General features: G+C 67.2%; 22 protein-coding genes and 1 tRNA gene. 11 read left to right on the top strand and 12 right to left on the bottom strand.

Annotated features, from left to right (window positions below):
* Positions 1-1,053 (top strand): DUF2332 domain-containing protein, encoded by a 1,053-nt coding sequence (locus tag VUN84_15330; GenBank protein ID XAS63648.1) that lies wholly within the window; start codon positions 1-3, stop codon positions 1,051-1,053.
* Between the two features lie 4 nt (positions 1,054-1,057).
* On the opposite strand, the gene VUN84_15335 is transcribed toward VUN84_15330, so the two are convergent.
* On the bottom strand, positions 1,058-2,242 hold the full coding sequence (locus VUN84_15335) for a MarP family serine protease (GenBank protein XAS63649.1): 1,185 nt from the start codon (positions 2,240-2,242) through the stop codon (positions 1,058-1,060).
* Positions 2,243-2,447: 205 nt separating this feature from the next.
* On the opposite strand from VUN84_15335, the gene VUN84_15340 reads away from it, so the two are divergent.
* Positions 2,448-3,125 carry a Crp/Fnr family transcriptional regulator gene (locus tag VUN84_15340; protein ID XAS63650.1) on the top strand — a complete coding sequence of 226 codons (678 nt, stop codon included), beginning with the start codon at positions 2,448-2,450 and terminating at the stop codon, positions 3,123-3,125.
* A gap of 813 nt (positions 3,126-3,938) precedes the next feature.
* Here the strand turns inward: VUN84_15340 and VUN84_15345 are convergent.
* Genes VUN84_15345 through VUN84_15355 form a run of 3 tightly spaced genes read right to left on the bottom strand, consistent with a single transcriptional unit; the run spans position 3,939 to position 5,540 of the window.
* Complete coding sequence (locus tag VUN84_15345) at positions 3,939-4,850, bottom strand: NUDIX hydrolase (GenBank protein ID XAS63651.1); 912 nt, start codon at positions 4,848-4,850, stop codon at positions 3,939-3,941.
* Between the two features lie 10 nt (positions 4,851-4,860).
* The gene (locus VUN84_15350; GenBank protein ID XAS63652.1) at positions 4,861-5,382 is read right to left on the bottom strand and encodes a RidA family protein; all 522 of its coding nucleotides are present in this window, start codon (positions 5,380-5,382) and stop codon (positions 4,861-4,863) included.
* Positions 5,383-5,384: 2 nt separating this feature from the next.
* The gene (locus VUN84_15355; GenBank protein ID XAS63653.1) at positions 5,385-5,540 is read right to left on the bottom strand and encodes a DUF4177 domain-containing protein; all 156 of its coding nucleotides are present in this window, start codon (positions 5,538-5,540) and stop codon (positions 5,385-5,387) included.
* 37 nt (positions 5,541-5,577) lie between these two features.
* On the opposite strand from VUN84_15355, the gene VUN84_15360 reads away from it, so the two are divergent.
* From VUN84_15360 to VUN84_15380, 5 genes are all read left to right on the top strand, one after another.
* Positions 5,578-7,923: a transglycosylase domain-containing protein gene (locus VUN84_15360; protein ID XAS63654.1), complete on the top strand. Its 2,346-nt coding sequence runs from the start codon at positions 5,578-5,580 to the stop codon at positions 7,921-7,923.
* A gap of 3 nt (positions 7,924-7,926) precedes the next feature.
* On the top strand, positions 7,927-8,874 hold the full coding sequence (locus VUN84_15365) for a metallophosphoesterase (GenBank protein ID XAS63655.1): 948 nt from the start codon (positions 7,927-7,929) through the stop codon (positions 8,872-8,874).
* Between the two features lie 192 nt (positions 8,875-9,066).
* Entirely contained in the window at positions 9,067-10,899 is a 1,833-nt protein-coding gene (locus VUN84_15370; protein XAS63656.1) for an ABC transporter ATP-binding protein, read from the top strand.
* Positions 10,896-12,722, top strand: coding sequence for an ABC transporter ATP-binding protein (locus tag VUN84_15375; GenBank protein ID XAS63657.1), 1,827 nt, complete (start codon positions 10,896-10,898; stop codon positions 12,720-12,722). The genes VUN84_15370 and VUN84_15375 overlap by 4 nt, the downstream gene beginning before the upstream one ends.
* Positions 12,723-12,798: 76 nt before the next feature.
* Positions 12,799-12,875, top strand: a tRNA-Pro gene (locus tag VUN84_15380).
* A 173-nt stretch (positions 12,876-13,048) separates the two neighbouring features.
* Here the strand turns inward: VUN84_15380 and VUN84_15385 are convergent.
* On the bottom strand, positions 13,049-13,291 hold the full coding sequence (locus tag VUN84_15385) for a hypothetical protein (GenBank protein XAS63658.1): 243 nt from the start codon (positions 13,289-13,291) through the stop codon (positions 13,049-13,051).
* A 144-nt stretch (positions 13,292-13,435) separates the two neighbouring features.
* Here VUN84_15385 and VUN84_15390 point away from each other — a divergent pair, with 144 nt between their 5' ends.
* Positions 13,436-14,704, top strand: a complete 1,269-nt coding sequence (locus VUN84_15390; GenBank protein XAS63659.1) for a helix-turn-helix transcriptional regulator — start codon at positions 13,436-13,438, stop codon at positions 14,702-14,704.
* 29 nt (positions 14,705-14,733) lie between these two features.
* Here VUN84_15390 and VUN84_15395 read toward each other — a convergent pair whose 3' ends face one another.
* The gene (locus VUN84_15395) at positions 14,734-15,708 is read right to left on the bottom strand and encodes a phosphoribosylaminoimidazolesuccinocarboxamide synthase (protein ID XAS63660.1); all 975 of its coding nucleotides are present in this window, start codon (positions 15,706-15,708) and stop codon (positions 14,734-14,736) included.
* 2 nt (positions 15,709-15,710) lie between these two features.
* Positions 15,711-17,018, bottom strand: a complete 1,308-nt coding sequence (gene purD / locus VUN84_15400; protein XAS65878.1) for a phosphoribosylamine--glycine ligase — start codon at positions 17,016-17,018, stop codon at positions 15,711-15,713.
* 240 nt (positions 17,019-17,258) lie between these two features.
* Between purD and VUN84_15405 the strand changes: the two genes are divergently transcribed.
* The 3 genes from VUN84_15405 to VUN84_15415 are packed head-to-tail and all read left to right on the top strand — an operon-like array spanning position 17,259 to position 20,364.
* Positions 17,259-18,902: a molybdopterin-dependent oxidoreductase gene (locus VUN84_15405; GenBank protein ID XAS63661.1), complete on the top strand. Its 1,644-nt coding sequence runs from the start codon at positions 17,259-17,261 to the stop codon at positions 18,900-18,902.
* Between the two features lie 35 nt (positions 18,903-18,937).
* Entirely contained in the window at positions 18,938-19,954 is a 1,017-nt protein-coding gene (locus VUN84_15410) for an asparaginase (protein ID XAS63662.1), read from the top strand.
* A gap of 2 nt (positions 19,955-19,956) precedes the next feature.
* A complete protein-coding gene (locus VUN84_15415; protein ID XAS63663.1) occupies positions 19,957-20,364 on the top strand; it encodes a sterol carrier family protein in 408 nt (135 codons plus the stop codon).
* 18 nt (positions 20,365-20,382) lie between these two features.
* Here the strand turns inward: VUN84_15415 and VUN84_15420 are convergent, their stop codons facing one another.
* The 5 genes from VUN84_15420 to VUN84_15440 all read right to left on the bottom strand — a co-directional run bounded on the left by VUN84_15420 (position 20,383) and on the right by VUN84_15440 (position 24,555).
* Positions 20,383-21,144: an SDR family oxidoreductase gene (locus VUN84_15420; protein XAS63664.1), complete on the bottom strand. Its 762-nt coding sequence runs from the start codon at positions 21,142-21,144 to the stop codon at positions 20,383-20,385.
* A gap of 79 nt (positions 21,145-21,223) precedes the next feature.
* Positions 21,224-21,559 carry a hypothetical protein gene (locus VUN84_15425; protein XAS63665.1) on the bottom strand — a complete coding sequence of 112 codons (336 nt, stop codon included), beginning with the start codon at positions 21,557-21,559 and terminating at the stop codon, positions 21,224-21,226.
* A gap of 25 nt (positions 21,560-21,584) precedes the next feature.
* Positions 21,585-22,331: an HAD family hydrolase gene (locus VUN84_15430; GenBank protein ID XAS63666.1), complete on the bottom strand. Its 747-nt coding sequence runs from the start codon at positions 22,329-22,331 to the stop codon at positions 21,585-21,587.
* Between the two features lies 1 nt (position 22,332).
* Entirely contained in the window at positions 22,333-22,644 is a 312-nt protein-coding gene (locus VUN84_15435; GenBank protein ID XAS63667.1) for a hypothetical protein, read from the bottom strand.
* 117 nt (positions 22,645-22,761) lie between these two features.
* Positions 22,762-24,555, bottom strand: a complete 1,794-nt coding sequence (locus VUN84_15440) for a glycoside hydrolase family 15 protein (GenBank protein XAS63668.1) — start codon at positions 24,553-24,555, stop codon at positions 22,762-22,764.
* Between the last annotated feature and the right edge of the window lie 60 nt (positions 24,556-24,615).

Below are 24,615 nucleotides of genomic sequence, written 5' to 3' on the forward strand. Positions count from 1 at the left end.
ATGCCCACCGGTGCTCCCGGGGACGGGGAAGCTGGCAGTGCCGGCTCCGCAACGGCGGAGTGGTACCGGCATTTCGGCACCGTGGACGCGCCCGGCAACTCCGCCTGCTACGCCGAATGGTCGGTGCGCATGGCGGATGACCCGGAGCTGATCGCGCGGATCAACGAATGGCCGTACAACAAGCGCCAGCCCCTGCTGATGCTCGCCGCGGCCCGGTTCCTGGGCGCGAGCATCAGCCCGTACCCGGACTTCAGGGCGTTCCTCGACGGCCGCTGGGAGGATATTTCACGGATTGTCCTCAGCCGCGCCACCCAGACCAATGAGGCCGGACGGTGCGCCACGCTGCTGCCTTCCCTGGCGCGGATCGCCAACGACGGCGGTCGCCCGCTGGCGCTCATCGAGGTCGGAGCCTCAGCCGGCCTCGCCCTGTTCCCGGACCGCTACGGCTATGAGTACATCTTGGGCGGCCAGGTTGCCCGGCTGGCCCCGGCCGGAGCCGTTCCCGGCAGTTATCCGGTCCTGGGCTGCACCGTCTCCGGCCCCGTCCCGCTGCCGGCGGAACTCCCGGAGGTTCTCTGGCGCGCCGGCATCGATCTGAACCCCCTGGACGTCCGGGACCCCGACGACGTCGCGTGGCTCGAAGCGCTGATCTGGCCGGAACAGGAGTTCCGGCGCGAGCGGCTGCGCCGGGCGGTCGCGATCGCGCAGCACGCCCCTCCCCTGCTGGTGGCCGGGGACCTCAACGACCAGCTCCTCGCCCTGGCCGCCCGGGCGCCGTCGGACGCCACCTTGGTGGTCTTCCACAGCGCCGTGCTCGCCTACCTGGATCCGGACGCCCGCGACCGGTTCCGCAGCACCATGGCGCGGCTCGCCGTCGAACGCGGCTGCCACTGGCTCTCCAACGAAGGGCACACGGTGATCATCCAGGCGGACGGCTCCAGCGTGGTCCCCGAGATGGACGAGTCCCGGCTCCGCGGCCGGTTCCTGCTGCTGCACAACGGCAGTCCGGTGGCTATCACCGGCCCGCACGGGCAGAGCCTGGAATGGCTTTAGCGGCCTACTTCTGGATGCACTGACCGGGGGACACCGCGTTGCCGAGTTCCGGTGCCCGGGCCGCCACCGGCCCCAGATCGGCCATGGTTATGGCGTAGCCGACCGAGGTTTCGCCTGTGGCTTTGGCGAAGACGACGCCGGCCACCCGGCCCTCGGAGGTCAGCAGCGGCCCGCCCGAGTTGCCCGGCTGGACATCGCCGGCAAGCCGGTAGACGTCCTCGGCCGCGGGGTTGTTGCCGTAGATATCCGGGACCAGGACGCTCGTGATGTCCTGCACGGTAGCGGGCTTGGACTGGAACGGGCCGCCATGGGGGTAGCCGGCAAAGGCGGCCGGACTCCCGGCCGGCAGGTCCGGGCTGAGCGGCAGCGGCGCGGACCGTAAGCCGTCCACGGCCATGACGGCGAGGTCGTGTTGCGCGTCGAAATAGACCACGCGCCCGGGCAGGGCGCCGCCGCCGGGGATCTGCACCACAGGTTCCGGCACGCCGGCCACCACGTGGGCGTTCGTCACCACCCGTCCCGGAGCTACGACGAACCCGGTTCCGGTCTGGTTCTGGCCGCACTGGTAGGCGGTGCCCGCGATCTTCAGGACCGAGGCCGCGGCGTTGTTCAGCGCCGGGGTGTCGGTGCTGGTGTCCGGGACTACGGCGGGCTGACCTTGTCCGATGCCCTCGAAGATCGTGGGAATCCCCTCACCGATTACGGCCGAGCGCAGTTGTGCCATGGACGTCTTCACCGGGACCGGGGTCACGCCGTCGATGAAGCGGATCACCTTGGACTCGGCGAGCGGCTGGGAAACGAAGGGGACGCCGAGCGCGCCGACGCTGAAGGCCAGCATGGACATGACCAGGGCAGCGACCACCACGTTGACGCCGCCGCCGGCCAGCCGGTCCACGGACCGCAGCGGGCTGATCCGGACGACGTTGCGGATGCTGCGGCCGATGGCGGTGCCCAGGGCGTGGCCCAAGGCCATCAGCAACACAGCCGTGGCGATAATGGCCGTGAGGCGCCAGCCGCTGTCCTCCACGAGCCCGCTGACGACGGGGACGGAGACAAACGCTGCCACGGCACCAGCGGCGAACCCGGCGATGCCGCCAACCGTGACGAGGAAGCCATTGCGCAGGCCGTGGAACAGGTAGGACAGCAGCGTCAGAATCAACACGAGGTCCAGGATGGTCAAGCCGAACACCGAGGCTCCTTACAGGCAGGTAAGCCACAATTCTACCGGCGCGGGCTGGGAATTCCCCCGGGACGGGGAGGGTGCCGGGACAGCGGACGATGCCCCTCCGGACACGACGTTTCGCGCGTCTCAGTGCCAAGTACGTCACAGATGCGCCAAACTTCTGAAACAATGGCTGAAGCGCCCCAGCCGACACAGTTAGTCAGGAGATTTTATGGATATCGAGGTATTGCGCCGCGCACCCCTGTTCGCCACGCTCGACGACGAGGCGTTCCGTTTGCTGACGGACGAACTCACCGAGGTGGACCTCTCACGCGGAGCCTCGGTATTCCGGGAAGGCGACCAGGGCGATCAGCTGTATTTCATCGTTTCCGGCAAGGTCAAGCTCGGCCGCACCTCCCCGGACGGCCGCGAGTCCTTGCTCGCCATCCTCGGCCCGGGCGAGCTGTTCGGCGAAATGGCACTGTTCGATCCGAGCCCGCGCACCGCGACGGCCACCGCCGTCTCGGAAACACGGCTGGCCGGGCTGAAGAATGAGAGCCTGAACGCCCTGCTGCGCACCCGACCGGAAGTCTCGGCACAACTGCTGCAGGCCCTGGCACGGCGCCTGCGCCGCACCAATGACTCTTTGTCCGACCTTGTTTTCTCTGACGTTCCGGGCCGCGTCGCCAAGGCCCTGCTGGACCTGGCGGACCGCTTCGGCCGTCCCGCCACCGACGGCGTCCTGGTGGCCCACGAGCTCACCCAGGAGGAACTGGCGCAACTGGTGGGCGCATCCCGCGAGACCGTCAACAAGGCGCTCGCGGAATTCGTGCAGCGCGGCTGGCTGCGGCTGGAGGCACGCGCCGTCGTCATTCTCGACATGCAGCGCCTCCGCCAGCGCTCCCGCTAAGCCTGTCTGGCAGCACCCCGAAGGCCGGCCCGTGAAAACGGAGCCGGCCTTCGGCGATTAATCCGGCGGGGACATGCCCGTTCCCTCCAGCCGGGAGTGGACATGCCCAACCGTGGAACTGCGCTCTGAAGCACATGCCCGTTCCTGGCGGCAACAGATGGACATAATGCCGCTATGTCCACCGGTGCGGGCCGGCGGAGGGCATGTCCAGTGGGTAGGTGGTCTGCGCGGAGGACATGTGCCACGCCGCAGCACACGAGTGGACATCCCCGTTCTTCGGAGGCACGAAAGGACATCCCCGTTCTCGGAGTCAACGATCGGACATGCCCCTCCCTGACGGCAACAGATGAACATAATGCCGCTATGTCCACTGGTGCGGGCCAGCGGAGGGCATGTCCAGTGGGTAGGTGGTCTGCGCGGAGGACATGTGCCACGCCGCAGCGCACGAAAGGACATGCCCGTTCTCGGAGTCAACGATCGGACATGCCCGTTATTGAGGGGTAGCAGAGGATATGCCCATCCCTGGAACGTGGCGCTGAAGGACATGCCCGGTCCTGGCAGCAACAGATGGACATGATGCCGTTATGTCCAGTGGTGCGGGCCAGCGGAGGGCATGTCCGAAGCGCACACGGCCCACGCGCCCTGCGGACACGCCGACGCGTCAGCCGGACACACCGGCCGCACGCCAGCGCGTCGGCCGCACGCCAGCGCGTCGGCCGGACAGCCCTGCGGACACGCCGGCGCGTCAGCCGGACACACCGGCCGCGCGCCAGCGCACCGGCGCACCGGCGCGTCAGTCAGGGCAGCGTCGCGTCAGCGTTCGCGCTGGGGATCTCCGGCGACGGTCTTGGCCGCCTCGACCTCGAGCAGAAGCCGGCCGTCTTCTTCGACCAGCTTCGGCTGGTACACATGGGCCTTGCGCTTGTAACTCAGGTAGGCAATGCAGCCGTTCGCGGACGCCATCTTTTCGAGCATAATCTCCGAACCGGGCACCAGAAGCTGGCCGAGCGTCCGGCCAACGGTGTTCTCCTGGCCCACCTCATCGCCCAGCGCAGGGGTGTCCCTGCCGTCGACGACCTTGCGGACGCAAACCCACCGGCCCCAGACGCCTTTACTGGCGAGCAGCGAGGGCTGCTGGTTCACCGGCACTGTCGCCGCGAAATAGCGGGTATTGAACCGCCGGTGCGCGAAGTCGGGGCTGAGCCAGTTAACAAGGGGCTTGAGCAGATCGGTCCGGACCGAGAGCCCCCGCTTCGCGAGCACCTCGGTGAAAGTCTTTTCCTGGTCCGCCACCGCCACCCGGGCCCGCATCCACTCGGCCTTGGAGGTCGCCTCCACCGTGCTGGACAAGTCCGTTCCGGCCAGCAGGATGCCGGTTTCCTCGAACAATTCACGGATGGCGCCCACTACGTGGCGGCGCGCCAGCCCGACATCGGCGGTGCCCATGTGCTCAGCCCAATACTGCGGCGACGGGCCCAGCCAGCCGACGGCGTCGTCGTCGGACGCCTCCAGCGACCCGCCGGGGAACGCGAGAACGCCCAGGGGTGACGAACCGGGCCGGTATCCCAGCCAGGTCTCCAGCCCGGTAGGCGAATCCCGCAACAACACCACAGACGACGCAAAGCGGGGCGCTCGGGGGGTCCGCTCGCCGTGATCAAGCCAGCTGCGGGCGGCCCCCTCAAGATCCGGGGGAAGGGCGAACAGGCGTCGGGCTAACTGGGGCAAGGGATCAGACCTAGGCGAATTCAGCGATCAGTTCGACTTCAACCGGGGAGTCGAGAGGGAGGACGGACACACCGACGGCGGACCGTGCGTGCTGGCCGGCGTCGCCAAAGACTTTGCCGAGCAGTTCGGAGGCCCCGTTGATCACAGCGGGCTGGCCGGTGAAGGACGGATCGGAGGACACGAAACCAACAACCTTGACGATCCTTGTGATCCGGTCGAGGTCCCCGATCACGCTCTTGACGGCGGCCAGGGCGTTGACAGCACACACGGCTGCGTACTGCCGGGCAGCTTCGGGCGAGACAGTGGCCTCGTCCGTAGCACCCTCCGTGCCGGCGGAGACCTTGCCGGTCGCCTCCAGCTTGCCGTTCACGAACGGCAATTGGCCGGACGTATAAACATGGTTGCCGGAGATCACGGCGGGGACGTAGGCGGCCACCGGCGCAGCAACGTCGGGCAGCGCCAGGCCCAGTTCGGCAAGGCGCTGCTCGACGGCGGACGCCGCGCCGGACGCAGCGGGGGCGGGTGTGCTCATGGCTACTGCTTCTCCCGCTTCAGGTAAGCAACCAGGCCGTTTCCGTCGGGGCCCGTCACCACCTGGACAAGCTCCCAGCCGTCGTCACCCCACTGGTCTAAAATCTGCTTCGTGGCGTGAATAATGAGCGGAATCGTTGCGTACTCCCATTTGGTCATGAGCTAAAGCCTAGTCCTTGCCGCTAAAGTGGAAAACATGGCGACTGGTAAAAACCCTCTCTTTGACACGGCCACCACCCTCGGAAAGATCATTCTTTTCCTGGGCGTGAGCGCCATCTGCGGCGTCCTGGTGGCGGGGCTGCTGGTCCCTGCGGCCGCCGTGACCGGCAGCACCGCCAGCGGCTCGATCAAGTTCTTCGAGACCCTGCCGGCAGAACTCAACGTGGACCCGCCAAGCCAGTCGACCACCATCCTCGCCTCCGACGGCAGCGTGATCGCCAACCTCTACGCGGAAAACCGCACCAAAGTCTCCCTCGACCAGATGTCCCCGTATATCAAGGACGCGGTCATTGCCATCGAGGACAGCCGCTTCTATGAGCACGGCGGCGTGGACACCACCGGCATCATGCGGGCGCTGGTCAGCACGGCTCGCGGCAACAAACAGGGCGCCTCCACCATCACCCAGCAGTACGTGAACAACGTCATCAACTCCTCCCTCGAGGCCGAGGGCAAGAGCGACCAGGTGCTGCTCAACGGCGTGAACAAGGGCGTCGGCGACAAGCTCCGCGAAATGAAGCTGGCCATCGCGCTGGAGAAGAAGTTCACCAAGGAACAGATCCTCGAGGGCTACCTCAACATCGTGTTCTTCAACCGTGACGCGTACGGCATTGAGGCCGCGTCTAAGTTCTTCTTCAGCACCACGGCCAAGGACTTGACGCTGCCGCAGGCCGCACTGCTGGCAGGGCTTGTCAACAGCCCGTCCTTCTTCGACCCGATCACCAACCCGGAGAACGCCAAGGGCCGCCGGGACCTGGTCCTGCAGTCCATGCTGAGCCAGGGCAAAATCCAGCAGGCCGACTACGACGCCGCCGTGGCCACGCCGATCGAAACCAAGGTCACCCAGCCCCGCCAGGGCTGTGCCTACTCCGCGACGGCGCCGTACTTCTGCGACTACGTTTTGCACCTGATGCTGAACAACCCCGCCTACGGCGCCGATGCCACCGAACGCGAACGGAAAATCTTCCGCGGCGGCCTGACCATCAAGACCACCCTGGACCCGAGCGCCCAGTCCATCGCGCAGACCCAGGTGGACGGTTCTGCCGGGGAGAACCCGGACAAATGGGGAGCCTCACTGGTGTCCATTCAGCCCGGTTCCGGCAAGATCGTCTCCATGGCCCAGAACACCCAGTTCCTGGAAGCCGAAGGAAAGTTCAACAACGTCATCAACTTCAACGTTGATATGAAGGACGCCCAGGGCAACGACCTCGGCGGCCTCGGCGGTTTCCAGCCGGGCTCCACCATGAAACCCTTCACCTTCGCAGAATGGCTCGACGAGGGCAGGTCCATGAACACCGTCCTCAACGGCTCCGTCCGCAGGTACCCCTTGAATTACCGGTGGAAGAACACCTGCCCCACCCCCGTGGACGGCGCATACAACACAGCGGAAAAGTCACTCGGCGCGGCCGACGACCTGCAGAACGCCGAAGAGGGCTACTACAAGAACATGACGGTCGTCGATGGCCTGGCCAACTCCATCAACACCATGACTTTCGCCACCGCGGCTCAAGTGGACCTCTGCGGCATTCAGAAGATCGTGGACGCCGTCGGAATCCACGCCGGTCAAACCAACGAGCCCGTTCCCATGACGCGCCTGTCCAACCTGATCGGTGCAACGCAGACTTCGCCACTGACCATGGCGAGTGCTTTCGCCACCTTCGCCAACGACGGCAAGTACTGCGAACCCACCGCCATCGAGTCGGTCACGGACGCTACCGGCGCCCCCCTGCCGGCCCAGGAAACCAAATGCCGGGACGCGATCAAACCGGAAGTCGCGCACGGCGTGACAGCCGCACTGCAGGAAGTCCTGAACCGCGGTTCCGGTTCCCTGATCAAGCCGAGAATCTCAACGCGGACTACCTTCCCGATCGCGGCCAAGACCGGAACCAACGACCCCAACAACTCCACGTGGGTGGTTGGCTACACCAAGGGCCTGGCAACAGCGTCCTGGTTCGGCGACGCCTTGGGCGGCCAGGACCGGCCGGGACGCAAACTGACGCTGAACGGGAAGTTCTACGAGGCCATCGACGGTTACATGATCGCCGGTCCGCAGTTCTCGAACTTCATGGCCGAGGTGGCGCCGGCCTACGGCACCGATCCGTTCCCGGCCCCGCCGTCGAGCATGGTCAACGGCACCGCACCCGTTCCGGCCCCCCGGAACAACCCGCAGCCCACCAGGGCTCCGGCCAACCCGGCACCGGCACCGTCCGACTCGGCACCGGCACCGGCACCGTCCGACCCGCCGGCACCGGCACCGTCCACCGCGCCGCCCGCTCCGGCGCCCTCGGACGCACGGCCCGGCAACGGCGCAACCGGGAAGCCCTGACCCATGGAGACGATCAACGCACTGGCCAGCCGCGCCCGAAACATCGGGCGCGGCTTTGCCGTGACCGCCGCCGCCGGAGCACTTACCGGCGCTGCCGCCGCGGGATACGGGCTGTGGGAAAAGAACCAGTTCGTGCTGCGCGAAGAAACCCTGCCAATTCTTCCGGCGGGATTCGGCCCGATCCGGGTCCTGCACCTCAGCGACATCCACTTCGTCCCCGGCCAGGAACGGAAAGCCGCATGGCTGTCCTCCCTGGCGGACCTGGAACCGGACCTGGTGGTGAACACCGGCGACAACCTCAGCCATGCCAAAGCGGTGGACCCCGTGCTGGAGGCACTGCGTCCGCTGATGGCGTTTCCCGGCGTTTTTGTTCCCGGCTCCAACGACTACTTTGCCCCGCGGCTGAAGAACCCGGCGTCGTATTTCGCCGGCCCCTCCTCGAAGCCCAAGGAGCCAGCCACACTGGACTGGCCACGGCTGCGTTCCGGCTTTGGCATGGGCGGCTGGGTGGACCTGACCAACCGCTGCCAGTCCCTGGTCATCGGAGGGCTCCGCGTTGACTTCTCCGGCGTCGACGATCCGCACCTGGGTCTCGAACAGTACGCCGGCTGGCCCCGCGGAACCAAGGGCCAGGACGCCAAACCGCACCTGCGGATCGCCGTCGCCCATGCCCCGTACCAGCGGGTCCTGGACCACTTCACCGCGGACGGTGCCGACCTCCTGCTGGCCGGGCACACCCACGGCGGCCAGATCTGCGTTCCGGGTTTCGGGGCGCTCGTCGCCAATTGCGACCTCCCCACCTGGCGCGCGAAGGGTTTGCACGGCTGGGAGAGCAACGGACGCACGACGCCGGTGAACGTCTCAGGCGGGATCGGCACCTCCCGCTTCGCCCCGGTCCGGATCGCCTGCAAGCCCGAAGCGGTACTGCTGACGCTCACTGCGCGTTCCTGAGCCCGGACCGGCCCGGAGGCCCTGCGGCCTGGGCGGGCACGCCTTCTCATTGCGGAACGTAATTACTGGGCCAGATCCTGATGCCATGCGTTTTCCTGTGAACCGGCTCACGCGATGGCCTAGGGTAGTTGCTACAGGAAACTACATCCACTTGCGTTAGATATTTCGCAGTCGCGTCGTGAAGAAGCAGGCATGGCCAAGCAGACCTCATTTTTCTCCTCCATCCGCCGTCTCTATCCCCACGTCAAGCCGATCATTCCGCGGCTCATCATGGGCTTGCTGTGCGCCCTGCTGGCCAGTGTGGTGGCTCTGACCATCCCGCAGGTGCTGCGGGTCCTGGTCAACGAATCTCTTCGGCCCGGCGGCAGCACGGACGCGGTCTGGATTGCCTCACTCGTCATTCTGGTCCTCGGCGTTGCCGAAGCCGGCCTGGTGGCACTGCGCCGGCAGTTCGTGATCAATCCCGCCACGACGGTCGAAACCCGGATGCGGGTGTCCCTCTATGCGCATCTGCAGGATCTGACGGTCTCCTTCCACGACCGGTGGGGTTCCGGGCAGCTGCTCTCCCGCGCCATGACGGACTTGAACTTCCTGCGCCGCTGGATGGCGTTCGGCGCCATCATGCTGGTGGTCACCACCCTGACCGTGGTGATCGGCGTCGTGGTGATGTTCACGATGAGCTGGCAGCTGGCGTTGATCTTCCTCGCCGCGGCGGTGCCGATCATGATCTACGGCTTCCGGTTCCGCACCCGGTTCAGCAAGGTGGCCCGCCGCAGCCAGGACCAGGCCGGCGACCTCGCCACCACGGTAGAGGAGTCGGTGCACGGCATCCGGGTACTCAAGGCTTTCGGCCGCAGCACTGAGGCGCTGGAAAACTTCAACGAACAAGCCGAGGAGCTCCGCCAGACGGAAATCGTCAAGGCCAAGCACCTCGCCACCTTCAGCCTCGTGGTCACCCTCCTGCCGGAGCTGGCCCTCGGTGCCGGGCTCGTCGCCGGCGTGCTGCTGGCCTCCACCGGAGAGCTGAGCATCGGCGCCCTCGTGGCGTTCTTCGCCACCGCCGCCGTGATCGCCACCCCGGTGGAATTCTGCGGCATGCTGCTGGCCATGGCCCTCACCGCCAAAACCGCCGTGGACCGGCACTTTGAGGTGATGGACTCGGTGAACACCATCACGAGCCCCGAAAAGCCGCAGCATCCGACGGAGTTGAAGGGCGCCCTGACCTTCAACAACGCCACCTTCGCCTATGAGGACGCCCCGGACAAACCGATCCTCAAAGACATCGACCTGGAGATTAAACCCGGGGAAACCATGGCCCTGGTCGGCATCACGGGCAGCGGCAAAAGCGCCCTGCTGCAGCTGGTCCCCCGGCTGTATGACGTCACCAACGGTTCCATCACCATCGACGGAGTGGACCTGCGCGAGTTCGGCGTGGAGGAGCTCCGCACGGTGGTGGCCGTCGCCTTCGAAGACACCATCCTGTTCTCCAGCTCGGTGCGGAGCAATGTGATGCTCGGCGCCCCGGCGGACCTGCCGGCCGAACGCATGGAGGAGGCACTCGAGGAGGCGCTCGACGTCGCCCAGGCCCACTTCGCGTACTCGCTTCCGTCCGGCCTGGACACCCTGATCGGTGAGGAAGGCCTCAGCCTCTCCGGCGGCCAGCGGCAGCGCATCGCCCTGGCCCGCGCCATCGCCGCCCGGCCCAGGGTCCTGGTACTGGACGATCCGTTGTCGGCCCTGGATGTCAACACCGAGGAACTCGTGGAAACCAGGCTGCGGCAGGTGCTCTCCGACACCACGACGCTGATCGTGGCCCACCGGCCGTCCACCGTGGCGCTGGCGGACCGGGTGGCGCTGCTGGAAGAGGGCCGGATCACCGCCGTCGGCACCCACACCGAACTGCTCGCGGAGAACCAGCACTACCGCTACGTGATCGCCAGCCTCGACCCGGAACCCCGGGACCTGGACTCCGAGCTGCTGGACACGGAACTGTCAGGCCTGAACGCCGAGGAGGTTTCCCGATGAGCGCCACCTTCGGCACCGCCAATGAGGACAACGCGCATCTGTCCAAGAGCGAGAGCAAGACCGTCCGGCGCCGCTCCCTGGCTCTGCTCGGTTCGCTGATCCGCCCCGTCCGCCGGCGGTTCTGGCTGACCATTGCCGCCGTCGTGCTCTCCCAGGCGGCGCGGGTCGCCGGTCCCGCGCTGATCGCCTTCGGCATCGACCGGGCCCTGCCGGCCCTGCAGTCCGGCGACAACCTCCCCCTGCTGCTCACCGGCGCCGCCTACCTCGCGGCTGCCGTCGCGACGGCGGGCCTTACCGCCCTCTACGTCACTTCCACCGCGCGGCTGAGCCAGGCCATGCTGCTGGACCTGCGCGTCAGGGTCTTCAGGCACACGCAGCGGCTGAGCCTGGAATTCCATGAGAAGTACACGTCGGGCCGGATCATCGCCCGCCAGACCTCGGACCTGGAGGCGCTGCGCGAACTCCTGGATTCCGGGGTCAGCTCGCTGGCCTCGGGAATGCTGTTTATGATCTTCACCGCCATCACGGTCGTCGCCCTCGACTGGCGCAGCGGGCTCCTGGTCCTGGCCGCCGGCGTACCGATGTACTTCCTGGCCAGCTGGTACCAGAAGCACTCCCAGATCGCGTTCCGCGAATCCCGCGTCGTCTCAGCCCGGCTGATCGTGCACTTCGTGGAAACCATGACCGGCATACGTGCCGTCAAGGCCTTCCGCAAGGAACGCGAAAACACAGCCCGGTACACGGAGCTTTCCGAGGACTACCGCAAAGTCACGGTCCGCTCGATCAACCTCAGCGGCATCTTCCAACCCGGGTTGGTGCTGATCGGCAACGTCTGCGTCGCCGTCGTGCTGCTCTTTGGCGGCTTCCGCGTGCTGGAGGGCGAACTCGCCGTCGGTGTGCTGCTGGCGCTGATCCTGTCCACCAAGCGCTTCTTCCAGCCGGTGGACCAGATGGCCATGTTCTACAACTCCTTCCAAAGCGCGCAGGCGGCGCTGGAGAAGGTGTCCGGCCTGCTCGAGGAGGTCCCCACCGTCCGGCCGCCGAAAAACCCGGTGGCCCTGCACAATGCGAAGGGAACCGTCGACTTCAAGGGCGTCGAATTCCGGTACGGCGACGGACCGGTCATCATCCCCGCCATGGACCTGCACATTCCTGCCGGCCAGACCGTGGCACTGGTGGGCCAGACCGGCGCCGGCAAGTCCACGCTCGCCAAACTCATCGCCCGGTTCTATGACGTCTCGGCGGGCTCGCTCACCCTCGACGGCGTGGACCTGCGGGAGCTTGCGACGGCGGACCTGCGGCGGAACGTCGTCATGGTCACCCAGGAAGCCTTCCTGTTCAGCGGCTCTGTGGCGGACAACATCGCTCTGGGCCGGCCCGCCGCCTCCCGGCAGGAAATCGAGGACGCGGCGATGGCCGTGGGCGCCCATGAGTTTATCCGGGAGCTGCCGGAAGGCTACGACACCGACGTCAACAAGCGCGGCGGGCGGGTCTCCGCCGGGCAACGCCAGCTGATCAGCTTTGCCCGGGCCTTCCTGGCCCGGCCTGCCGTGCTGATCCTGGACGAGGCCACCTCCTCACTGGACATTCCCTCCGAACGACTCGTACAGGCCGGTTTGGCGGGACTGCTGCAGGGCACCGGCGCCAGTGCCGGCCGTACCGCACTCATCATCGCGCACCGTCTGTCCACGGTGGAGACTGCAGACCGGGTCCTCGTGGTGCACGGCGGGCGTGTCGTCGAGGACGGCACCCCGGCGGAGCTGATTGGCGGCGGCGGCCGCTTCGCGCAACTGCACGGGGCCTGGAAGGACTCGCTGGTCTGATCCGGCCCGGCGGCCCGATTTCGCATCCGGGGCCCGGATCGGATACTCTTGTGAAGTTGCTTTTGAAGCAACGGATCGGGATGTGGCGCAGCTTGGTAGCGCGCGTCGTTCGGGACGACGAGGTCGCAGGTTCAAATCCTGTCATCCCGACCAATTCATCAGAGGGTCTTCCAGCCGGGAGGCCCTCTTTTGCGTCTGCCTCCGACAGGTGGCACCTGACGCCTGCTCAACAACCGCTGTGGCGGGTCGGGGCAGAAGAATGGCCCCGGGAGAGGTTTTCACCTTTCCCGGGGCCACCACCGAGCTGTTGCGCTACCTGCTCTTGCCTACATCGGATCGGGCCAGTTGCCGATGTTGGTGGCGGAGCGCATCGGGTCCGGCCAGTTGCCGATGGCGGTGAGCTTTCCCTGGGTCGAGCTCATGGGATCGGGCCAGTTGCCGATCGCCAGGGTGGTTCCCATGGGATCCGGCCAGTTGCCGATGGCACTGACGGACAGGACTGCCGGAGCCGCTGCTGAGAGAGCCAGCGCCCCCGCCAAAGCGACGGAAGCTGCAATCTTTTTGATCATGTGGGTTCCTCAATACGGGTCGGAAAGGCGGGACGGACACATTACAACGCCCGTAACAACTGTTGTTGACACACATTGTAAAATGGCTTGCACAGAGACTGTCAAGGATTTAGTACAAAGACTGTCCGGAATTAGGAGGAACCCGTGGGGAACGGATTCGGGGAGAAGCTCCGAGCTGAACGGCTAGATCGAGGTCTGACGCAGGCCGAACTAGGCCGCGACCTGTACTCGCCCAGCTACATTTCCCTGCTGGAGACCGGGCGGCGCGAACCGACCGCGGACGTGATTGAGGAGCTGGCGAGGCGGCTTGAGCTCGCCCCCAAGGCCTTGGAGGCATGGAGCCAGCCGGTATCCGTCAGCGACGCCGAGTACGTCCTCGCAGGCTTGTACGCCCGCCAGGCCTGGGACCTGCGCGACTATGCGCTGGCGGCGACCCACGCCGCGGCGGCAGCCCAGATCGCCCTCGAGGCCCGGAACACCAGCGCATGGTGGAACATGAGCTACATGCAGGCCGAGTGCCTTATGAAGCAGGGTCACCTCAGGGAGTGCCAGGATCTTGTGCAGCGCCTCCTCGACCACCCAATGGCTGCCGAGTCGGCCGGCCTTGGCGTCCGGGCACGGCAGATGCTCGCGGCCGTGTGCCACGGGCAGGGGCAACTGGCGCTCGCCGTCGAGCACGCCCAGGAGGCGGTGCGGCTCTGCGCCGAACTGCCGAAGGGCTCCACGTTGATTATCGGCGCCCTGCGCGCCCTCATCGGCGCACTGGCCGAAAGCGGCCGCCTGGATGAGGCCTGGCAGTACTGCCAGGCCATGAACGAACAGATGGATGATCATTCCATGACCCAGCTCGCCGGCGAAGTGGCCTGGGTGATAGGCAACGTGGCCTTCATGCGCCATGACTACACCGAAGGCATCAAGTACCACGAGCGGGCTGCTCTGATGCTCTCCCCCGCCAACGACATTGACCTCTGGGCCCGCTTCAACAAGGCCTCGGCTGCCGTCCGTTTGTCCTCCGGGATTGTGGAGCCGGAAACCCTGTCCTCAATCGAGCGCGCGGAGCTGGCTCTCTCAATCGTGGGCGGCAACAAAACGGACCAGCTCGAGGTCGCGTTCATCCGGGCCCGCTGGCTCTACCTGACGGGGGATGTCGTCGCCGCCGTCCAGAAACTGCGCGAAATCCATGCCGACAGGGACGTACTGGCCAAGCACGTCGCCGGCGAAGTAGCACTGCTGCTCGGCAAGGCGTTGAAAGCCGCGGGTGAATCCGATGAGGCCCTGATCTACCTCGAGGAAGCCCAGAAGGAATTCAGCTCAGCCGGCGCCTCGGACCGGGTGCAGCAGGCCATGGACGCTGTGCTGGAAATCCGGCTGGCCCAGCGCCGGGCGCAGGCGGCTGCGGCGGCCGAGTCCTAGCCGACTGGCCCCTGTTCCGCCGGCGCGGCCTAGACGAACGTCCGGCCGGTAAGTAACTCGAAAGCCTCGACGTAACGGCTTCGCGTGCGGGCCACGACGTCCGCCGGCAGCGCCGGCGGCGGCGCATCGGAGGACCGGTCCCAGCCGGACTCCGCCGAGGTCAGCCAGTCCCGGACGTACTGCTTGTCGTAGGACGGTTGCGCCTTGCCCGGCTGGTACGTTCCGGCGTCCCAGAACCGCGAGGAATCCGGCGTCAGGACCTCATCACCGAGTGTGATGGCGCCTGTCGCAGCATCAAGGCCAAACTCCACTTTGGTGTCGGCAAGGATGATGCCGCGCCCGCGGGCGATCCCTTCGGCCTTGGTGTAGATCTCCAGCGTGAGCTCGCGGAGCCGGGATGCGGTGTCCTGGCCCACCGTCTCCACGACGGCAGCATAGGTGATGTTCTCATCGTGCTCGCCTACCTCGGCTTTCGCGGAGGGGGTGAAGATGGCCTTCTCGAGCCGGGACCCGTCCACCAGGCCGTCGGGCAGGGGGATGCTGCACACGGTGCGGGACTGCCGGTATTCCTCCAGTCCCGAGCCGGTGAGGTAGCCGCGGGCGATGCATTCGACCGGGAACATCTCCAGCTTCTTGCAGATCATCGCCCGGCCTTCCACGGCGGCGGGCACTCCGGCCCCGACCGTGGACGCCAGTACATGGTGCTCCACACCGAGTTGTTCGAACCACCACAGGCTCAACTGGGTCAGGACCCTGCCCTTGTCCGGTATCTCGCTGGCGAGGACATGGTCATAGGCGCTGATGCGGTCGCTGGCGACCACCAGGACGCAGTCCTGGCCGATGCGTTCCGGAATGGACGCATCCGCCGGAACGTAGAGGTCGCGGACCTTGCCGGAATAGATGTGCCGCCAGCCGGGAAGGTCCGGTGCAGCGGTGTCCAGGCCCGTCGGTGCCGACGGCGAGGGTTCACCCGTGTCGGGTCCGGAAGCTTCGGGGATTCTCATGCTCAGGCCTTCGCTTTCGTGGCGGGGACGGCGGGGGCGTGCACCTTGATCTCGCCGCGGGCCGCTTTTCCGCCAATGTCCGTGCGGAACTGGCTGCCCTCCAGCTGGACGAGTTCGACGCCGTCGTACGCCCGTTCCCGGGCTTCCACCAGGTCCGTGCCGAGGGCCACGACGGCGAGAACCCGTCCGCCGGCAGACACGACTTTGCCTTCGTCGTCGAGCGTGGTGCCGGCGTGGATGATGTGGACGCCCTCGATCGACTCGACTTTCTTGAGTCCCCGGATCCGGTCGCCGGTCCGGGGCGTGCCGGGGTAGTTCTCGGCGGCTACCACGACGGCGACGGCGGTTTCCTTGGACCAGCGCAGCGGCTGGGCCTTGTCCAGCTCGCCCTTGGCGGCGGCCAGTAGCAGTCCGCCGAGCGGGGTTTTGAGGCGGGCGAGGACGGCCTGGGTCTCCGGGTCGCCGAAGCGGACGTTGAATTCAATCACGCGGGTGCCGCGGGAGGTCAGGGCCAGTCCGACGAAGAGCACGCCAACAAACGGGGTGCCGCGGTGGGCCATCTGGTTGACGGTGGGCTGGGCGATCCGGTCAAGGACTTCCTGGACCAGGCCTTCGGGCGCCCATTCCAACGGGGTGTAAGCGCCCATGCCGCCGGTGTTGGGGCCCTGGTCCTTGTCGAAGATCCGTTTGAAGTCCTGGGCCGGGGACAGCGCCACGGTATTGCGGCCGTCGCAGAGGACAAAGACGGAGACTTCGGGGCCGTCAAGGAATTCCTCGATCACCACGGTGCCGCCGGCATCGAAGCAACTCTGCGCGTGGGCGAGGGCCTCGTCCCGGTTGTTGGTGACCACAACGCCCTTGCCCGCCGCGAGCCCGTCGTCCTTAACGACAAACGGAGCGCCAAAAGCGTCGAGCGCGTCGGCTGCCTCCTCGGCGTTGCCGGCCACCCGGGCCATGGCGGTGGGGACGCCGGCCTCGGCCATGACTTCCTTGGCGAATGCCTTGGACGCTTCGAGTTGCGCCGCGGCCTTGCTGGGTCCGAACACCGGGATGCCCGCGGCCCGGACAGCGTCGGAGACTCCGGCGGCGAGCGGCGCCTCGGGGCCCACCACGACGAGGTCGACGGTGAGCTTGGTGGCCAGGGCAGCGACGGCGTCGGGGTTGTTCGCGTCGATGGCGTACGTGGGCACCAGTTTGCTGATGCCGGCGTTGCCCGGGGCCGCGTGGACCTCGGACACGTTCGGGTCGGCAAGCAAGGAGCGGACAATGGCGTGTTCGCGGCCGCCGGGGCCGATGACAAGTACCTTCACAGTTCCCAAGGGTACTTTGTGGACCGGGCAGGGGCCTAAGCTGTGACCACCGCCGGACATGCCCACCACCGGCCGCGGCTGCTGGACATGCCCACCACCGGCCGCCACCACCGGACATGCCCACCACCGGCCGCGGCTGCTGGACATAATGCCAGCATGTCCATTCCTGGATCCGGGGGAAGGGCATGCCCGCCACGGGGGCGGGGCAATCCGCGGCCCGCACGGCTCCGAAGACCCTGTATGGACAAGCCCAGCACGCAGCCGCCCCGCGCCGACGAACTCAGCACCGGGAAGTCCGGGCTGACCCGGCGCAGCAGCCGGCCAGCCCCGAAGGGACTCACCCTGCTCGCCGCCCTTGCCGGAGTGGCTGCGGCCGCGGTCGTCTTGTCCGTGGCGGAACTGATCGGGGCGTTCTTCACGGCACGGGCGACGCCGGTGATTGCCCTCGGCTCAACCTTTATCGACTTCACGCCGTCCTGGATGAAGGATTTCGCCATCGCGACCTTCGGCACCAACGACAAGCTCGCCTTGTTCGTCGGAATGGCCGTCTCCATCGCACTCCTCGCCTGCGTCCTGGGCATTGTGGCCTACCGGAAATGGGCCCTCGGCGTCGCCGGTGTGCTGTTGATGGGCGCGGTGATCATCGCCAGTGTGGTGACCCGGGCGGGAGTGAAGCCGCTGGACGCGATTCCCGCACTGATCGGCACCGCGGCCGGGCTGATCGTGCTCCGGCTCCTCATCTCACGGCTCTGGCGGATGCAACAGTGGCCGGACATGGCCTCCGGTCTCGCAGCCAAGGAACCCGAACGCCCCGCCACCAGCCGGCGCGCCTTCTTCGCCGCAACCGGAGTCACCGCCGCGGCCTCCGCTATCGCCGCGACCGGCGGCCGCCTGCTCAGCGCAGCCCGCAGCAACGTCGCGCAGGCCCGCGAATCCCTGCAACTTCCCGCCCCGGTGAAACCGGCCCCGGCCGTTCCCGCCGGCGTTCAGTCCCAGGTGCCCGGTGTCACGCCGTGGCTGACGCCCAACAATGACTTCTACCGCATCGATACGGCCCTGAGTGTGCCTGAAATCAACGTCCAGGACTGGGAACTGCGCGTCCACGGTCTCGTAGACCGGGAAGTCCGGCTCAGTTTCCAGGACCTGCTCGACGCAGACCTGATCGAATCCCACGTCTCCCTGACCTGCGTGTCCAACCCGGTGGGCGGCAACCTGGCAGGCAACGCCAAATGGCTGGGCATGCCCATTCGCGACGTCCTCAAAATGGCAGGGCCCAAGGACGGCGCGGACATGGTCCTCTCCACCTCGATTGACGGTTTCAGCGCTTCCACTCCGTTGGAAGTCCTGCAGGATGACCGGGACGCCATGCTGGCGTTCGGCATGAACGGTGAAGCCCTTCCGCTGGAGCACGGATACCCCGTACGGATGGTGGTCCCGGGCCTGTACGGCTTCGTCTCCGCCACCAAATGGGTGGTGGACCTGGAAGTCACCCGGTTCGCGGACAGCAAGGCCTACTGGACCCAGCGCGGCTGGTCCGAGCGCGGCCCCATCAAAACCATGGCCCGGGTGGAGGTCCCCAAGTCCTTCGCCAAGGTCCCCGCCGGACGGGTCGCGATTGGCGGCACCGCCTGGGCCCAGACCCGGGGCATCACCAAGGTTGAGGTGCAGATCGACAACGGGCCATGGACTGAGGCGACCCTGTCCACCGAGGCCTCCGTCATCACCTGGCGGCAGTGGTCCTTCGACTGGGAAGCCACCCCGGGACCGCACTACATCAAGGCCCGCGCCACCGACGGTACCGGCGAAGTCCAGACGGACAAGCGGGCCGACCCGGTGCCCGACGGCGCGTCCGGCTGGCAGTCGCTGATGGTGACCGTGGAATAACGGGCTGTGACCGCCGGGCACCATAGACTGGCAGCATGCCCTTGAACTCGCATGCCACCTTCACCGTGGAGTCCGCCGTCGAACTGGCCGTCCTGGAACGCAGCGGCTTCGTGGAGTCCCGGCACATCGGCTCCGCCGTCGTCATCGCCGGGGACGGCACCGTCGTCACCGAACTGGGCGACATCACCACCCCGATCTATGCGCGGTCCACGCTCAAGCCGCTGCAGGCCCTGGCCTCCATGCAGTCCGGCGTTCCGCTGCGCGGGGCGCAAGTGGCGATCGCCTGCGGCAGCCACGTCGGGTCGTTGGACCACATGGATGTTGTCAAAGGCATGCTGAAAGCTGCCGGCGTCAAGGAGGACCAGCTTCAGTGCCCGGCCGCGTGGCCCGAGGATGAGACTGCCCGGAACTGGCTGGTCCGTTCGGACCGCGGTCAGTCCAGGCTCGCGTTCAACTGCTCCGGAAAGCACGCCGCGTTCCTCTGGGCCTGCACGGAGAACGGATGGGACACGCACAGCTACCTCGAGCCCAACCACCCGCTGCAGCAGCGCATCCGCGCCGTGATTGAGGAATACTGCGGCGAAAGCATCGCCCACCTCGGCATCGACGGCTGCGGCGCCCCCGTCGCCGCCGTCTCCCTGACCGGCCTGGCCCGTGCGTTCTCCAAGCTGGCCAAGGCGCCCGGTGACAAACACTCCAACGCCCGCGCCGCCACGATCGCCACTTCCATGCTGGACTACCCGTGGGCGGTGCAGGGCACGGACGAGCCCAACACGATTGTCATGGACGAGCTCGGCATCCTCGCCAAGATCGGCGCCGAGGGTGTGCTGGTGATGGCCACGCCCACGGGCGCCTCTGTTGCCGTCAAAATCCTCGACGGCAACATCCGTGCCACCACACTCGTGGGCCTGACCCTGCTCGCCGCCGCCGGCGCCGTGGACGTCCCCGAAGTGGCAGGTGTCTTGGACAAGGTGGTCTCCCCCGTGCTCGGCGGCGGCCGGCCGGTAGGCAAAATCCGTCTCGGCCATGCCGTCTCGGCGCTGCTGGACTAGCCATGGCCATCGCACGACGCCGGATTGCCCCGGAGGAAGGCCGCGCGGCCCTCGCCGCCTGGCAGGCGGTAAACGTTACGCAGCGTGATTCCGCCGGAACCTCCGGCCCGGAAACCGGCACCGTGGTTCCGCGCAGCACGCTGGCGACGGCGGTGCGCTATTCCCTGGAGGAGGTCACCGCCCGGGCACCTGGCAACTCCGTGGAGGTCCGGGTCCCGCCGTTTGGTGTCACCCAGTGCGTGGAGGGCCCCCGGCACACCCGCGGCACACCCCCGAACGTCATCGAATGCGACGCCGCCACCTGGCTGGAGATGGTCAGCGGTACCTTGGGCTGGGCAGACGCCGTCAGCGCCGGGCGGGTGGCCGCCTCCGGGCTGCGCGCCGATCTGTCCGGACTCCTCCCGCTCTGACCGGCAGCCCTTCCCGGCTTACCCGCGGCCGACGAACGGCATTCCGGCAGCGGTGATGATGAGGGAACCGACACTGGCCGACGCCGGCATCCCCGCCATCAGCAGCACCGCCCGGGCGGCGTCGTCCACCGGGAAGGTCGGCTCGACGCGGCTGCTGCCGTCCGCCTGCACCGCCCCGGAGCCGGCGCCGATGGTCTCCATCAGATCGGTGGCCGCGTTGCCGATGTCGATCTGCCCGCATGTGATGCCGAAGCCGCGGCCGTCCAGCTCAATACTCTTGGTCAGTCCGGTGATGGCGTGCTTGGTGACCGTGTAGGCCACGGTCCGGGGCCGGGGTGAATGCGCGGCGATGGAGCCGTTGTTGATGATCCGGCCACCCTGGGGCGACTGCGCTTTCATGGCCCGGACGGCGGCAGCGGCGCACAGCATGGAGCCGGTCAGGTTCACGGCCACGGTGGCGTCCCAGTCCGCAGGGCTGATCTCGTCCACGGAAGCGGCCGGACCGAACGCACCGGCGTTGTTGAACAGCACGTCCACCCGCCCCCAGCGCAGGAGGGTGGCGGCGAAGAGCCGCTCGACGTCGTCGGGAACGGTGACGTCGCAGGCAATCGCGAGGGCCTGGGCGTGTCCCGCGCCGGTCTCTGCCAGCTGCGCCGCGCGCCGACCGGCCAGAACCACTCGGTAGCCTTCAGCGAGCATGAGCCGGGCGGCCGCCCGGCCGATGCCCGAGCCGGCGCCGGTGATTACTGCCACTTTGCCGGGCAGGTGATGGTGTGTCATCGGGTCAGCGTATGCCGAGTTGGCATTTTGCGGCAGTGGTGCGCGGGAACATTGCGGCGGAATTCCCTCCCGCGGCCAGCTAAGCGCCCCCGCGCCGGCGGGTCCGCCGGCCTGTCCGGAAGCCGGCCCAGAACGCGAGCGTCAGCAGGCCAACAACGATCAGCCAGATGCCCGTCCAGCTGCCCTGATCCATCACCAGAAGGCTGCCGGGAAAGAACGTCTGTTGGGACAGCGGGGCGTACGCAAACCAGCCGACGCTGTCCTGCTGCACCGGACGCGCCAGCAGGACCGCCCCCACCACCAGGAGGGCCGCAGCACCCAGCGGAACAGCGAGCCGGGCCAACCAGGACAGGTGCGCCCGGCGGGATCCGGCAGGACCCGGTTCTGCCGATGGCTGGTCCCCCGAAGAACTCATGGGAACACTGTAACCGGGCCGGCGGCTAGCTCGGGCGGTCGCGGGCCGCGAGCCGCCCAATTGCGCTGTTGCCGAGGTTTTCCAGAAGCTCCCGGGGGCTGGCGTAAATTTCGACGGCACCGGCGTCCCGAAGTTCCGCTTCGCTGGTGCCACCACAGGTCAGCCCGATCGCCGGGATGTCCAGTTTCCCGGCAGCGAGAATGTCCCACACGGCGTCGCCTACGTAGACGGCCGCCGACGCCGGCACCGCCAGGGCCTTAAGGGCGGCCTCGAGAATGTCCGGGGCCGGTTTGCTCTCCTTCGCGTCCGCCGAGCTGGTGGCCGCGTCGATGAAGGCGTCGGCATCGATCGCGCCCCGCAGCACCTCAAGGTCGCGGTCCCGGGCCGAAGATGCCAGCGCCACGGCGAGCCCGCGCCCGTGGCACTCCGCCAGCAGCTCGCGGGCGCCGTCCAGCGGCCGAAGGGCGGACCAGAACGTGGAGAACACGGCAGCGTGCGAGGTCAAAATGGTGTTGTCATCCCCCGTGTCCCGGTCAGCGGGCAACAGCCTGTCGAGGATCTTGTCCCCGCCCATCCCGATCGAGCGGTGGATGCTCGCCATCGGAACGTCGTGCCCGGCCTGCTGGAAAGCGCGCCAAAAGGCCAACGTGTGAAGGTAGGAGGAATCGACCAGGGTGCCGTCCACGTCGAAGAGGACAGCGGCCCGAGGCCGGTTCCGGCCGGTGGTGAAGTCTGTGGCACCCGGGCTGCGGGAGCCGCCGTCAGGAGTCATGTCAGTGATGAGCCCGCGCTCGCTTTCCGGCTGCCAGTGATCCGCCGGACAGGGTGGTTCCCCGGCTGGCGCCGCCCGTGGTCCGGCGGGGAACCCTGGGCAGTGGTGTGGCCGCCTGCGACGCCTGGCGGCCGGCGCTGCGGTCCCGGATGAGGCCTGTGCCGGCGATTTCGCGGGCCTGGGCGATGCCGGCCACGGCGGCCCTCTTCGTGGGAAAGGTGATCGTTACCGCCATCAGGCTTCCTGCGCCATCCAGCATCCGGATCCGGTAGCCGCCGTCGGGCGCGTCTACGACCTCGAAGTATCCCGCCATCGCACTCTCCTCTTCGATCACCCCTCGTTGGGTTATTAGTAAGTATACTTATCTAAGCGTTGGGCGGAAACCTCCGAGGAGGCAGAGCGTGGTCACCGGATGCGCCGTCGGCGCGAATCAGTGATCGGGGTGCGTGGCGTCGCTGCGGCGCAGCCCGTCTTCCTGCAGCTCCAGGGCGCTCATGACCAGCGCAAAATGACTGAATGCCTGCGGGGTATTGCCCAGCTGCCGTGCGTCCTCAATGCTCCACTCCTCACTCAGAAGTCCGACGTCGTTGCGCAGCGCCAGCAGCCGTTCAAACAGTTCCCGGGCCTCACGGTGCCGGCCCGCCCCCAGCAGTGCCTGGACCAGCCAAAACGAGCAGGCAAGAAACACCCCTTCCCCACCGGACAGCCCGTCACCGGACTCCGCCGTCCGGTAGCGCCGGAGGAAGCCGTCATGCATCAATTCCTGTTCGATGGCCTCAATTGTCCCCACCACGCGGGGGTCATCCGGCGGCAGGAATCCGACGCGGGGAATGAGCAGGAGGCTCGCATCAAGCCCGGGCTGCCCGTAGGACTGCACAAAGGTGTTTCTTTCCTCATCGAAACCGTTGGCCATGACGTCCGCATGGATGGTGTCCCGGAGTTCCTCCCAGCGGTCGGCGGGGCCGGGCAGTCCGAAGTCCCGGACGCCTTTGACCATCCGGTCCGCGGCCACCCAGGCCATCACCTTGGAATGGGTGAAGTGCCGCCGCGGCCCGCGCATCTCCCACAGCCCGTTGTCAGGTTCCTTCCACGCCGTCTCGAGATGGTCCATCAGTGCCAGCTGCACGTCCCAAGACTCGTCGGTGCTGGTCAGTAGCGAGTTCCGGGTCAGGGACAGACAGTCCAGCACCTCGCCCCAGACATCGAGTTGCAGCTGCCCGGCCGCGCCGTTTCCGATCCGGACCGGGACGGAGTTCTCATACCCGCGCAGCCAGGGCAGCTCCATTTCGGGCAGGCGCCGTTCGCCGTGGATGCCATACATGATCTGCAGGTCCTTGGGGTCACCCGCCACTGCCCGCAGGAGCCAGTCGCGCCAGGAGGCGGCTTCCTCCGTGTACCCCGCAGACAGCAGCGCCTGGAGCGTCAGCGTGGCATCACGGAGCCAGCAGAAGCGGTAGTCCCAGTTCCGTTCGCCGCCCAGCTCCTCCGGCAGCGACGTCGTCACGGCAGCCACGATGCCTCCGGTAGGGGCAAACGTCAGCGCTTTCAAGGTGATCAGCGAGCGCTGCACCACCGCCCGGTAGGGTCCGGTGACGGTGCATTTCGCGGACCAGCGCTGCCAGAAATCCTCCGTCGATGCCAGGACTTCCTCCGCATCCAGCGTCCGGGGACGGCCCAGGTGGCTCGGCGCCCAGGTCAGGACGAACGGAACGCGGTCCCCTGCCTTGACGGTGAAGTCGCTGATGGTTTGCATTCGCTCACCCCGCAGCGGCGCCTCGGTCACGAGGTACGCGGCATCGGGTCCGGCGATTGCGTGGATGCCCAGATCGTCGTGGCGGACCCACGGGACGATGTGGCCGTAGTCGAAGCGCAGCACCAACTCACCGCGCATCGGCACCGAGCCGCGGACACCCACCACAATCCGCACGATGTCCGCCACCGAGTCCCGGGGCGGCATGAAGTCGATGACTTTGACTCTTCCCGTGGGGGTTTCCCACTCCGTCTCCAAAATGAGGGTGCCCTTGCGGTAATGCCGTCGGGTGCATTCACCGCCGCCCTCTGGAGCCAGCAGCCAGCGCCCCGCCTGCGGCGTGTCCAACAGGGCGTTGAAACAGGCCGGCGAGTCAAAACGCGGCAGGCAGAGCCAGTCGATCGAACCTTCGGTGCTGATCAGGGCTGCCGTATGCAGATCGCCGACCATTGCGTAATCCTCGATGCGCGCCATGGGTCTTACAGTGCCACAGCCACAGAGCTGGGACTAGGATCCGTAGAGGCCGACACGGCG

This window comes from Micrococcaceae bacterium Sec5.8, from assembly GCA_039636775.1.
Taxonomy (GTDB): Bacteria; Actinomycetota; Actinomycetes; order Actinomycetales; family Micrococcaceae; genus Arthrobacter.